Source organism: Enterococcus raffinosus, assembly GCF_019175485.1.
Lineage (GTDB): Bacteria > Bacillota > Bacilli > Lactobacillales > Enterococcaceae > Enterococcus_A > Enterococcus_A raffinosus.
On the sequence record NZ_CP072888.1, the window covers coordinates 1,029,937 to 1,042,036 of the forward strand.

Annotated in this window: 12 protein-coding genes; 8 read left to right on the plus strand and 4 right to left on the minus strand. The window is 40.0% G+C overall.

What is annotated here, in order from left to right; genetic code table 11:
• Window position 1 precedes the first annotated feature (1 nt).
• The gene (locus J9537_RS05035) at window positions 2-721 is read right to left on the minus strand and encodes an HAD family hydrolase (RefSeq protein ID WP_218256956.1); all 720 of its coding nucleotides are present in this window, start codon (window positions 719-721) and stop codon (window positions 2-4) included.
• Window positions 722-1,501: 780 nt separating this feature from the next.
• On the opposite strand from J9537_RS05035, the gene spxA reads away from it, so the two are divergent.
• Window positions 1,502-1,900 (plus strand): transcriptional regulator SpxA, encoded by a 399-nt coding sequence (gene spxA / locus J9537_RS05040; protein WP_010739854.1) that lies wholly within the window; start codon window positions 1,502-1,504, stop codon window positions 1,898-1,900.
• A 31-nt stretch (window positions 1,901-1,931) separates the two neighbouring features.
• Here spxA and J9537_RS05045 read toward each other — a convergent pair whose 3' ends face one another.
• Window positions 1,932-2,537, minus strand: coding sequence for an HAD family hydrolase (locus tag J9537_RS05045; RefSeq protein ID WP_218256957.1), 606 nt, complete (start codon window positions 2,535-2,537; stop codon window positions 1,932-1,934).
• A 224-nt stretch (window positions 2,538-2,761) separates the two neighbouring features.
• Between J9537_RS05045 and J9537_RS05050 the strand changes: the two genes are divergently transcribed.
• From J9537_RS05050 to J9537_RS05070, 5 genes are all read left to right on the plus strand, one after another.
• Window positions 2,762-3,406: an adaptor protein MecA gene (locus J9537_RS05050; protein ID WP_010746501.1), complete on the plus strand. Its 645-nt coding sequence runs from the start codon at window positions 2,762-2,764 to the stop codon at window positions 3,404-3,406.
• Between the two features lie 138 nt (window positions 3,407-3,544).
• Entirely contained in the window at window positions 3,545-4,543 is a 999-nt protein-coding gene (locus tag J9537_RS05055) for a competence protein CoiA (protein WP_218256958.1), read from the plus strand.
• A 133-nt stretch (window positions 4,544-4,676) separates the two neighbouring features.
• Window positions 4,677-6,494: an oligoendopeptidase F gene (gene pepF / locus J9537_RS05060; RefSeq protein WP_218256959.1), complete on the plus strand. Its 1,818-nt coding sequence runs from the start codon at window positions 4,677-4,679 to the stop codon at window positions 6,492-6,494.
• A 315-nt stretch (window positions 6,495-6,809) separates the two neighbouring features.
• Window positions 6,810-7,988, plus strand: coding sequence for a class C sortase (locus J9537_RS05065; RefSeq protein WP_218256960.1), 1,179 nt, complete (start codon window positions 6,810-6,812; stop codon window positions 7,986-7,988).
• Window position 7,989: 1 nt separating this feature from the next.
• The gene (locus tag J9537_RS05070) at window positions 7,990-9,168 is read left to right on the plus strand and encodes a class C sortase (protein ID WP_218256961.1); all 1,179 of its coding nucleotides are present in this window, start codon (window positions 7,990-7,992) and stop codon (window positions 9,166-9,168) included.
• Window positions 9,169-9,202: 34 nt separating this feature from the next.
• Here J9537_RS05070 and J9537_RS05075 read toward each other — a convergent pair whose 3' ends face one another.
• Together J9537_RS05075 and J9537_RS05080 are read right to left on the minus strand one after the other, a co-directional pair.
• Window positions 9,203-9,847 carry a DsbA family protein gene (locus J9537_RS05075; protein WP_010746496.1) on the minus strand — a complete coding sequence of 215 codons (645 nt, stop codon included), beginning with the start codon at window positions 9,845-9,847 and terminating at the stop codon, window positions 9,203-9,205.
• On the minus strand, window positions 9,844-10,452 hold the full coding sequence (locus J9537_RS05080) for a CYTH domain-containing protein (RefSeq protein ID WP_218256962.1): 609 nt from the start codon (window positions 10,450-10,452) through the stop codon (window positions 9,844-9,846). The genes J9537_RS05075 and J9537_RS05080 overlap by 4 nt, the downstream gene beginning before the upstream one ends.
• A 205-nt stretch (window positions 10,453-10,657) precedes the next feature.
• Between J9537_RS05080 and yjbM the strand changes: the two genes are divergently transcribed.
• The gene (yjbM, locus tag J9537_RS05085; RefSeq protein ID WP_010746494.1) at window positions 10,658-11,323 is read left to right on the plus strand and encodes a GTP diphosphokinase; all 666 of its coding nucleotides are present in this window, start codon (window positions 10,658-10,660) and stop codon (window positions 11,321-11,323) included.
• Window positions 11,295-12,098, plus strand: a complete 804-nt coding sequence (locus tag J9537_RS05090) for an NAD kinase (protein WP_218256963.1) — start codon at window positions 11,295-11,297, stop codon at window positions 12,096-12,098. Before yjbM ends, J9537_RS05090 begins: the two co-directional genes overlap by 29 nt.
• The last annotated feature ends 2 nt before the right edge of the window (window positions 12,099-12,100 follow it).

Here is a 12,100-nt window from a genome sequence, read left to right on the forward strand (position 1 = left end):
CTCAGCGTTGCAAACTTTTTTTATGGGTGATGGCGTTACTCAATTCGCTGAAAGACGTAATCTCCTTTTCAAACAACGCTGTTTGGCCCTTGGGGATCGCTCTTAACTGATGATTGAACCACCAAACAGACCAGTCGGCGGCTTTGGCCCCAACCACATCATTATCAAAACTGTCTCCGATATACAGCAGCTTGTCGGGCGTCAGATCAAGTTTCTCTTCCATTAATTTAAAAATCCTTGGATCCGGCTTTTGAATTTGGACGCCATCGGAGATTATGATCTTTTCTGAAGGAATCCAATGTGTTAGTTGTAGCGCATGAATCTTATCCTCTTGCCGCTTCACAGGTCCATTAGTAATGATTCCCAGTGGTGTTTTCTGGGCGACTAAAAAATCTAGCATTGTACAGATCGCTGGTGGGAGTGAAATAGTTTGTAAGGCCTCATCATATGCTGTTTGAAAGGCATCAAGATCTGAATCATTTGGTGAGAATTCAAAATCAGCTAGGGCCAGTCGAATACGTTCGTAGCGCATTTTTTCCAACGACCACTCCCCAGTGATTGATTTCATGTAATGGAAATCACTATAATAGCGAAAGCGGATGAACAATGCATTCATTTTCTCAGTCGGAAACGTGGGAAAAAGCGAATGGATTGCTTCAGCAAACGGGGCTTGTTGTTCATATAATGTATCATCTAAATCAAAAACAATTCCTTGAATCATCGGACCACTCCTAAATTATCAATGCCTTTATTATACCAAAAAATACTTTTTTTTATTGTCAGTAAACAAAAAAACAACATGTTTAGATGAATGGTGTTATGTTATTCTGATTGGTTCGAATGGAAAAAAACATATCGTGCAATCAATCAAAAATATTCTTACAAAAAAAAATAATGATTGAAAAGAGAAAAATGCGTGAATTTTTAAGGTTTACCAATTTTTGAAAACCGTATAAAAATTTTGATTTTTTTTGATTTTTTGTAAGCTGTATCTATTTTATCTCTTGATTTTATTGATAAAATTTAATACAGATCAAGGGTTTACCGTTCGCGATTAAATAACTGTAAATTAATAACAGTTGTCTTTTAATGAGCAAGCTATTTTAAAATGATTCTAATAAGACCTTGTAAAACAAAGTTTTTTTCGTGTTTTTTTTATTTTTAAAAATATATTTTAATAATTTCGATTGAATAAAAAAATTATATTTTGAATGTAAAATTGATAATTTGATAAAAAAACGCTACTTTTTAATACAGATTTTACATCTGTTATAATACTGCGCTAAATGAGAGTCGCGCCACTGTTTTCTCATCTTGACAAATCAGTGCTGTCGTGACACCCTTGATCCCCTTAAGATAAATTAAATAACGCTAATATTTGTAAAGAAAATACGTAGCACCTCTTTTTTTTGTTACCTTTTTTTTGTATAATAGAAACAGATAGCAGGAAGCTAGTATCACCTGTTACAAAAATTGAGAGTCAAGAAAAGGAGTGATATGCATGTTAACACTATATACTTCCCCTAGTTGTACATCATGTCGGAAAGCACGTGCTTGGCTACAGGAACATGAGATTCCTTACGTTGAACGAAATATTTTTTCTGAGCCATTGAACATTGATGAGTTGAAGGCCATTTTACAAATGACTGAGGACGGAACTGAAGAGATCATTTCTACCCGTTCAAAAGTTTTCCAAAAGTTGAACATGGATTTAGATGAATTGTCCCTAAAAGAATTGTTGGACTTAGTTAAAGAAAATCCTGGATTGTTACGTCGTCCGATCATGATAGACGAGAAGCGTCTGCAAGTTGGATTTAACGAAGATGAAATTCGTCGTTTCTTACCACGAGACGTTCGCCAATATGAATTACGTCAAGCCCAATTAATGGCTGGATTATAGAGTAAATACCCCGCGTTTGCGGGGTATTTTTTTATAATAGCTGAAGTCGCGTCATTTCTTTTTCTAATGGAGGAAAGTTCTTTTTATAATGAAAGCCCCTCATACCTGTTTCTTCAGCGGCTAAAATATTGGCAGCCATGTCGTCAATAAAGTAACATTCGGCAGGATTCAAGCGGAAATGACTATAAAAGGCTCGAAAGATCTCATGCTCGGGTTTGGATAATCTCCAATCTGAAGAAATGAAGACCCCATCAAAAACGTCATGATTGGGGACTTTCTCCTCGTAGAGATAATAATCTTGTGGCGCATTCGACAGAATGTAGACATTTAAGCCCTTGTCCTTCAAACGTCGCGGTAATTCTTCCATATGAGGCAGGGGAGTTAGACCGTCATACCAGGATGCTAAAAGCTCTTCTGCAAGAGGGTGCAGTTCGCGAGGCAAGCGAGTTTTGACTGATAAAGAGAGTTCATCTTTTGTCATAGTCCCTTTGTCGTAACGTAGCCAATCCACTGAACCGAAGATTTCTGACACTAGCATTTTTTGCTGTTGAGGATCCGTCGTTTTTTCACGGACAAAGCGCATAGGGTCAAAATCGATTAAAACGTTTCCTAAATCAAACACAATACTCTTGATCATTAAAAGACCTCCTTTACCAAAGTATACGTCAGTTAGACGTGCATACAAGAACGATTCCTATTTATTAACGAAAACTTGAATTGAAAAAGACTTTGAGCTTGTGTTTGAAGTAGCGAGCCTTGTTTATTTATAGGAATTTAATAAAATTCGTCGGCTTTCTTTACTTTTAGTCGGAATCAGTTACAATGAACATATAATCTATCTTTAAAGTGAGGTGTGCCAAGATGGAGATGGAACACATCAATGAGAATACGATCCGCGTCATTATCGAGAATGAAGATTTAGCTGAACGAGGAATTACTTTTTTAGATTTGCTAGGAAATCATCGTGAAATCGAATCTTTCTTCTATAGTATATTAGAGGAAGTCGATATCGAGGATGAGTTCAAGAGCAGTGAGGCTGTCACTTTCCAAGTACTTCCGAAGAATGACGGATTGGAGCTATTTATTAGTAAAAACCTGACACCTGAGGATCTCAATAAAATGAACAACTCAACAGAGTTCGAAACAAGTGATTTCGATCAATTGATTCGGCAGCAGATTTTAGCAAACTCTGAGAGTCTTGAAGAAGACGGAAAAGTAAGCCGATTACGGGTTTTTCAATTAAATAGTTTTGAAGACATGATTGAATTGTCGAGCTATCACTTTTTAGATGAGGCCTGGTGTGATTTATACCTGCTAGATGGGACATACTATCTGCAAGTCTATTTTGACCCTGAAGTTTTCGGTGAATTCGGATTGTCCGATGTGATCGCTGAAATTTTAGAATATGCTCAAGATTCTGCCGTTTCTACAGAAATGCTGGAGGAATATGGAAAGCTTTTGATGCATCGTGATGCAATCGAGATTACGCGTGCGCATTTCAATTAAAGTGTTCACCGCCATCGTTCGTTTGAACGGTGGTTTTTTTGTCGTTCGTTCAGCAAAAAGAAACGGGGATTCTGCAAAAAAAGAGCGGTTCGACAAAAGTTTGCGAAAAACTGCGTATCTTTTCATGAGGTGAGAAGAATGCTGTTTGCGTATACAAAAGAAAAAGAAATGATCCCAGCGTCAGAAAGTCACGAGGACACTTCCTTTTACTGTCCAGATTGTGGAGAACGATTGATTCGAAAAGTGGGAAAAGTGAAGATTCCTCATTTCGCTCATCGGTGTAGTGGAGATTGTCATGGGTTGAGTGAAGGGGAAACGCCTGAACATCTAGAGTTAAAGCAATTATTTTTTTCATGGGGAAATCAATTTGAAGACGATTGGAAGCTGGAGTCACCATTGTCCGATTTGCCGCAGCGTCCCGATTTATTGCAGAACAAATTGGCAGTGGAGATTCAATGTTCGTCAATCAAGGGGGCGCGTTTGGCGGAACGAATGGCGGGATATCGGCAGCAGGGGTATGAAGATTGGTGGCTGCTGGGAAAGAAATTATGGCCTACGGACAAGTTTTCAGCCTTGCAAAAACAATTTTGCTCCTTTGATAAGGAGCGAGGCTTGCATCTTTGGCTAGTAGAAAAAGAGCAGATCCGTCTCCTTTATCATATTCATGAGCTGGAGCAATTGATTTATTGCGAAGAGAGTTGGCCAAGCTATTCGCAGCCCTTGAGTGAAATAATCAAAGCCCCTGTAACTAAACGCCCAATACAGCTTTTTCCTACGATAGAAAGTATTAGAAAACGAAAGCAGGCGCTAAGTCTTAAGCTGGTTCAAAGCAATCCGAAAATTCGAGGCTTGCAGCATTATTTTTATCAAGAGCGGCGACACGTATTGTATTTGCCGGATTGGATGTACTTCCCTAGTCGGTATTCCTTTTTTTATCAGGATGATTTGTTGGTGTTTCGTTACTTGTTTCAAAAGGAAGGGAAGCATGCTTCAAGGATTTTTGACCAGTTTTTAGCCTATCGTGAAGAAAACCAAAGGGAATGGCTTTTTCATCGTATTGAACAGCGAGAAATATTGGAGCGCCTATATTTAGAAGCTCTTTTTTGTCAAAGAAAGGCTAAAGTTTCATCTGCCTGACAGCTTTTAAAAATACTTTTTTCAAAATTGTGGTAAGATTGAGGGTGATTAAATAGATGAGGGTTGTCTACTCTTTATGGATTTACCATTATAAAAGAGAAGAAAATCTCAAAACAAGTTAGGAGTGTTTTTTATGAGTGAAGCAAAACAATTGCCAAAACGGCAGGAAGTACCCACTGAACTGACTTGGGACTTAACTAAAATTTTTACAGATGACGCCGCCTTTGAAACAAAATTCCAGGCCTTATCTGATGAACTGACTGAAGTGGATAAGATCAAAGGGAGTTTAGGAAAAGGTGCGGCCGAATTTTTAGCGGCGATCGAATACGTCCTAGATATTTATCGCAAGGCGGAAGTCATTTACGTATATGCCCATTTAAAAAATGATGAAGATACCGCCAATACGACGAACCAAGCATTGTATGCGCGCGCTTCTAGCTTAATTGCACAAGTGAGTGAAGCGGTTAGCTGGTTTGAGCCAGAAATGCTGGAGCTTTCTGATCAAGAAATTTGGTCATTTTTTGAAGCAGAGCCCAAATTAGAATTATATCGTCATTTTGTTGAGCAGATCATTTCAGAGCGAGCGCATGTCTTGCCGGCTGAACAGGAAGCCTTATTAGCAGGAGCCAGTGAAATTTTCAGCAGCTCAGCAGATACTTTTTCTGTCATGAACAACGCCGATCTTAAATTTCCGGTGGTACAAAATGAAGCAGGCGAAGACGTTCAATTAACACACGGTGTTTATGGTCAGTTATTGGAAAGCACGGATCGAAAGGTGAGAGAACAAGCCTTCAAGGCGCTGTACTCGGTGTACCATCAATTCCGTAATACCTTTGCTTCAACCTTAAGCACGCACATTAAAGGCCATAATTACAAGGCGAAGATTCGCGGATATGCCTCTGCGCGTGCGGCAGCACTTAGCGGAAATCATATCCCGGAAGATGTGTATGAAACATTGACGCTAGTAGTCAATCAATATTTACCTCTATTGCATCGTTATGTGGAATTACGGAAAGAGCTGCTCGGTTTAGATGAACTGCACATGTATGATTTGTACACACCGCTTTTAGCAGAAGCGCCAGTGAAGTTCACTTACGAAGAAGCGCAGGCCAAAGCGTTAGAAGCATTGAAACCGCTAGGTGAGGAATACTTAGAAGTCGTTAAAAAGGCCTTCGATGAACGTTGGATCGATGTTGTGGAAAATCAAGGGAAGCGCAGCGGGGCCTACTCTTCTGGTGCCTATGACACACAGCCATATATTTTATTAAACTGGCATGATCGTCTGGATGAATTGTATACATTGGTACATGAGATGGGTCATAGTGTTCATAGCTATTTCACACGACACACACAACCCTATGTTTACGGTGATTACTCCATCTTCTTAGCAGAAATTGCTTCAACAACCAATGAGAATCTTTTGACCAGCTATCTATTGGAAACAGAAAAAGATCCAAAGGTTCGGGCCTATATCATTAATCATTTCTTAGATGGCTTTAAGGGAACGATTTTCCGTCAGACGCAATTTGCGGAGTTTGAGCACTTTATTCATACAGAAGATGCCGCAGGAAATCCATTAACTAGCGAACACCTAAGCAAGTTTTACGGTGAACTAAACGCGAAGTATTATGGACCAATCGTAGTGAATGACGAAGAAATCAAGGATGAATGGTCAAGAATTCCGCATTTCTACTATAATTACTATGTTTACCAATATGCGACTGGTTTTTCTGCAGCCAGTGCCTTAGCGAAACGAATCGTGGAAGGCGAACCAGATGCATTGGAAAAATATTTGGCTTACTTAAAATCCGGCAGCAGTGACTACCCAATCGAGGTCATGAAGAAGGCAGGGGTAGACATGACTCAGCCAACCTATATCGAAGATGCGATGGAAATTTTTGCGTTACGATTAGATGAGCTGGAACAAATTGTCCAAGAATTAAAAGCATAAATGAGAGGAACAGGGGCTTCGGCTCCTGTTTTTTTGTGGACTCCATCTACTAAGAGCTAGGGAAAGAGAGAATCTTATTATTAAACTGAAAAATATTTATTTTTAGTTAAGATTGGCGCTTTTTAACTTTTGGAATTGAAAAAAATAACTTAAAAAATAGGAATATACACATGAAACAAAACACCTAAATCATAGGAAATGAGATGGCTTTCAAAGCAAAATTATTCAAATATTTGAAAGAAATTTTACAATTGGAATTTCTCTTTTGAGTTTTATTATGCGAGAATTAGCATAAGTAGAGGGGGGTGGATCATAATGGCAAAACCAAACAAAAGAGACAAGATTGACTTATTTTTAAAATTATCAATCGCTGTCATGTTTATCACTGGTTTTCTAATATTTATGTATCCATTTGTCGTCGATTCGATCAATAATTACATTGATCAGCAGCGTCTGGAAGAGGTTCAAGACAAGATGGAGGCTCGATCAGAAGCTGAAAAGAAGAAAAGATTAGACAAGCTTGAAAAAGAAAATAAAAAATTAAAAACGATCATTCCTGGGGCTGGAAGTTTTGATGATCCCTTTGAATCCTCCCTTCAGGGAACCAAGAGTCCTAAAAAGGAATATTATGAAAAGCATATGATCGGCGCTGTCTTTATTCCCAAAATAAAAGTCAGCCTGCCGGTTTACGATGAGACCAATGACTTTTTATTGGATAAGGGAGCGACAGTTTTGCAGGGGACCTCTTTTCCGGTAGGAGGAAAGGGTACGCATTCAGTCATTACTGGTCATACTGGGCTACCAGAAAAAAAGCTGTTTACAGATTTAGAGCTTCTTAAAAAGAAGGATAAGTTTTACTTACATATAGAAGGGAAAAAACTAGCTTATCAGGTTGATCGCATAAAAATTGTGAAACCTGATAAGTTTGACGCGCTTAAAATTGAATTGGATCGTGATTTGGTCACTCTGTTGACCTGTACACCCTATGGAGTAAACAGTCATCGGTTATTGGTTACCGGTCATCGAATCAGCTACCCAGTTGCTGCTGCGAAAAAAATCGAAGAGACAGAAAAGTATCATCGTAGCCGTGTGTATTACCTTATTGCAGGGTGTCTCTTATTTGCTCTGATCTTCGGCTACTTTGTTTGGCGGAAAATCATCCTTTATCAATCCAAAAAACGCAATTACAATTTCGTTTTCTATCTATACGAGAATGGCGAGCCGTTACCTGGTGTCCGTGCATTGCTTACGCAGAAGCGAGATGTGGTTCGAATTGATGGAAAACTTGTTCACACTGTTAGTGATGCCTATGGAAAAATTGAGTTCAAGCAAATCCCTGGCGGCGTCTATCGAGTTGAGACTGAAAATGGCTTGAGTGTAAAAGGGAAAGTTTGGCGATTGAAGGATAAGAAATTCAAGATTTTAAGCCATCGCAGTTACAAGAACATCAAGCAGAAGATCAAGCATTTTATTATTGAAAGTAAGGTGAGCTAGCATGAAAAGATCACCGAAGCCTAGAAGCGATAGACGGCAAATGCTCAGCAAAATCTTTATGATCCTAGTCTTTCTAGTAGGCGTGCTGGTCATGATGTATCCTTTTTATATCAATGCAGTGAATGATTTTATTGATCAAAAGAGGATGGAGGAAGTTCAGGAACAAAATATCAAGCAAAACAAGGAACAGGTTCGTAAAGCCAAAGAGCGGATGAAAAAGCGTAACGAAGAGTTAAAAAAGAATGGGCTTGTTCCAAAGGCGCCAAAGTTTACGAACGATAATGAGCGGAAGATTGTGAGTGATGAATACATCCGCAAGCATTTGATCGGTGCCATTAGTGTTCCCTCGATTGAGGTGACGCTGCCATTGTTTGATACGACCAATGAAAAGCTGCTGCAGGAAGGGGCAACGGTATTACAAGGAACGTCCTTTCCGACAGGTGGAGTCGATACCCACTCTGTCATTTCTGCCCACAGCGGCTTGCCAGAAAAGAAGTTGTTTACCGATTTGGAAGATGTGAAAATAGGTGAGATTTTTGTCATCACCCTGTTTGAAGAAAAGCTTGCCTATGAGGTAGACAAGATAGATGTGGTGGAACCGAGAGATACATCCGTCATAGATATTGAACCGGGGCGAGACATTGTGAAACTTTTGACCTGTACGCCTTATATGATTAATAGTCATCGATTATTGGTGACGGGGCATCGAATCCCTTATACTGAGGAAATGGCACAGGCGATCAAGAAGGCTGATGATACTAGAAAACTCAAAGAATTACTGACGTTGATTGGGGTGGGTGTCGCGATTTTGGTTCTGCTTTTTGGAATTTATCGCGCGATTCATATCTATCTGCTAAGAAAACGACGATTCAATCTCAACATCTTGCGAACTGACCCAACGGGAAATGCCTTGTCAGGAATCGAATTGGCCATGTACACGAAAAACGGCAAGCGCCCTGTCCAACGAAATGGGATTCCGCTGATGATAATAACCGATGATGAAGGGCGTGCTCGCTTTGAGAATATCCCAGGCGGCGTGTATTGTATTAAGGACAATAAAGAGGTTGGTTTTAAGGTTGGGATAAAGAAACTGCGGCAAAATAAAATCAATCTCTATTTAACGAAGCAACAGAAAAACTATATCTTTACGAAGAATAATGCGGTACAAATAAAAAAATAAGCATCGCTGCCTTATGAGGCGCGATGCTTATTTTTTAGATTAGTGATAAGTGATTGTCATCCGTGGACTGTCTAGCGGTATTTTTACTTTGTGATTCTAAAAACGCGATTAATGATTCCTTCGTGTTATATGTATCTAGGATATGATGGATCGTGTCGCACCCCTCGATGCGAATTCCCGCGTCACAATCATCCGCGTAATTATAAATGACTGCTGATGGATGCGAGGTGATCTCCATCTCGTGAGCGATCTGTTGGTCCGTAAGAAAGGCCTCATGAACAAATGCTGAGTGACGGTCTTCTAAGAACATTTCGATGTCTCCACCAATTTTGGTGAATAATTGAATAGCCAGCTTTTTTGAATAGGGCTGCTTTTCCACACCAACCGTTTTTTGCAGCTCGACCAAAAAATCACGCCCACGCTTTTTACCTTGCAGGTGTGCGGCTTTGACATCTAGAGCGGCAGAATGAATTTCTTGTGAAAGCTCGGTTCGCAGCTCGATGTCTTTTTCGGAGGCGCCAATTCGCTGCATAAACTCAGAAACGGTTTTTAAGTTCATAATAGGAATCAGGCGTAGCTGAATCTTCATGTCATACTTGTTAATCAAATCAATGATCCGTTGCTCGATCGATAAACATTTTTTTCCAATTGGATTTACAAACAAATAAATTTCGATCACTGGAGCCCCTCCATTTCTTTTTCTCGCCTTTGCTGTTCAGTAACAGCTCGTGCGACTTTGTTTTGTGTTTTGCGATAAGTGATATGAAATCTGCTTAATAATTGATTAAAATCACCTTCATTATAGGTTGAATCAGGGACTTCGAGCTCTAGCTCAAAATCATGCTGATCGCCATACCAACTTTCGTCTAATGCCAGCTTTCCTTCTGGAATGTCGAATTCCGCTCGTTTTGTGATTAATTTCCCAATTAATTGCAAGTCAGACCGAGCGATCGCTAACTGGTTTAATTGTGTCAAAACTTCTTTCGCTTCTGAAGCGAAGGCCCTATTTTCGATTGCCTGTGCTGCGGCATCCACTGTGAGGGAGTCAGTTACCTCAAGTAGACCGATTTCTTGAGGAATCTTCAAAGTCGCTTCTGCTTTGCTGGTGAAGCGGCGAATCCGTAACCCCATTCCCAGATGTTTTAGTTGAAAATCCGCTGTATCGAAGTAAAGATTCGTCTGCATTACAAATTGTTCGTCTGTAACATTATAGTAACGTAACAATTCAATGTATTCGTCTGGTGTTAACATACTCTTGAATTCGATTTCAATTTCTTTACTCACACTTATTCTACTCCTGATCCTAGAAAATTCCTAATATAAGACATCCTCACATAGAATAACCTGAATAGTCAAACAATTAGAACCATTTCCATGAAAATGTTAGTATTTTGTAATATTCGATAAACTGAGAAAATATGATAATTCTTTCTGCAGAAGGTTTGTGATAAGATAAGAAAGAATGGAAAAATGAAGTGAGGGATAGGCGATGGAGAGAGACTGGGATTCGTTTCTTGCTCCGTATGAATTGGCAGTAGCGGAGTTGAAGATAAAATTACGTGGATTGCGAAAACAATACCGCACAAGCGGAGATCATGTGCCGATTGAGTTTGTCACCGGTCGCGTGAAGCCAGTAGAAAGCATCCTTAACAAAGCAGAGCTGCGGGGGATCCCGTTAGAGCGTTTAGAAGATGAGATGTCTGATATGGCAGGCATGCGTATCATGTGTCAATTTGTTGAGGACATTCCTTTAGTCGTGGAAATTTTGCGACGTAGAAATGATATGAAGGTCATTCAAGAACGAGATTATATTACGAATCGAAAGGCCAGCGGCTATCGGTCGTATCATTTAGTGATCGAATATCCAGTACAGATGCTGGAGGGTGAGAAGAAATTGCTTGCCGAAATTCAGATTCGAACATTATCCATGAATTTTTGGGCAACAATTGAGCACTCCATGAATTATAAATATAAAGGTCAAATTCCTGAGGATATTCAGAAGCGATTGTTTCGTGCAGCCGAAGCGGCGTATCAGCTAGATGAAGAGATGTCCAGCATTCGCGATGAGATTCAAGAAGCACAGCATGTATTTAATCGTAAGGAACAGAAAAAGAAAGTGGGTCGGCATGGGACTACGGATCGGAATCATTCATAATCAAGAAGAAAAATCAATTCGAGTGCTGCAGCGTTTGCGCGGCCTATTAGCAGAAAAAGAGGACCTGCATATCGTGGATCGTGATCCGGAATTAGTGATTACGATTGGCGGCGATGGAACATTACTATCGGCCTTTCACCGCTACAATCATCGCTTAGATGAGGTGCGTTTTTTAGGTGTCCATACGGGACATCTAGGCTTTTACACTGACTGGCGTGATTACGAGCTTCCTGAGTTAGTGAACAGCTTGAGCTGTGAGCAAGGAAAGAGCGTCAGCTACCCACTGTTAGATGTTTTATTGACGACGGCAGAAGGCGACCAAAAACACTTTTTGGCTCTAAATGAGTCCACGATTCGTAAAGGAAGTCGGACGATGGTGGCGGATGTTTACATTAAAGAAGAGTTATTTGAACGGTTTCGAGGTGATGGATTAGCGATCTCCACGCCAACTGGTTCGACAGCCTATAACAAAAGTGTAGGCGGCGCAGTCGTTCATCCAAGTATCAATGCAATGCAATTAGCTGAAATTGCGTCACTAAACAATCGAGTATTCCGTACTCTGGGTTCGCCAAGTATCATTGGTTCCCATGAATGGATCGATGTGCGGTTGAAGAGCGATGAACAACATCTGATTACCATCGATCAATTAGATATTAATCGAAAGGGAATTGCATCAATCAAATACAAAATCGCCGAGGAGCGCATTCACTTTGCTTCCTATCGGCATATGCATTTTTGGCATCGAGTAAAAGATGCCTTTATTCGAGAGGATTAGTT

What these genes read in the sequence shown, in the direction of transcription:
- J9537_RS05035 (WP_218256956.1), bottom strand. Translation starts at nt 721, where the DNA reads ATGATTCAAGGAATTGTTTTTGATTTAGATGATACATTATATGAACAA.
- spxA (WP_010739854.1), top strand. Translation starts at nt 1,502, where the DNA reads ATGTTAACACTATATACTTCCCCTAGTTGTACATCATGTCGGAAAGCA.
- J9537_RS05045 (WP_218256957.1), bottom strand. Translation starts at nt 2,537, where the DNA reads ATGATCAAGAGTATTGTGTTTGATTTAGGAAACGTTTTAATCGATTTT.
- J9537_RS05050 (WP_010746501.1), top strand. Translation starts at nt 2,762, where the DNA reads ATGGAGATGGAACACATCAATGAGAATACGATCCGCGTCATTATCGAG.
- J9537_RS05055 (WP_218256958.1), top strand. Translation starts at nt 3,545, where the DNA reads ATGCTGTTTGCGTATACAAAAGAAAAAGAAATGATCCCAGCGTCAGAA.
- pepF (WP_218256959.1), top strand. Translation starts at nt 4,677, where the DNA reads ATGAGTGAAGCAAAACAATTGCCAAAACGGCAGGAAGTACCCACTGAA.
- J9537_RS05065 (WP_218256960.1), top strand. Translation starts at nt 6,810, where the DNA reads ATGGCAAAACCAAACAAAAGAGACAAGATTGACTTATTTTTAAAATTA.
- J9537_RS05070 (WP_218256961.1), top strand. Translation starts at nt 7,990, where the DNA reads ATGAAAAGATCACCGAAGCCTAGAAGCGATAGACGGCAAATGCTCAGC.
- yjbM (WP_010746494.1), top strand. Translation starts at nt 10,658, where the DNA reads ATGGAGAGAGACTGGGATTCGTTTCTTGCTCCGTATGAATTGGCAGTA.
- J9537_RS05090 (WP_218256963.1), top strand. Translation starts at nt 11,295, where the DNA reads ATGGGACTACGGATCGGAATCATTCATAATCAAGAAGAAAAATCAATT.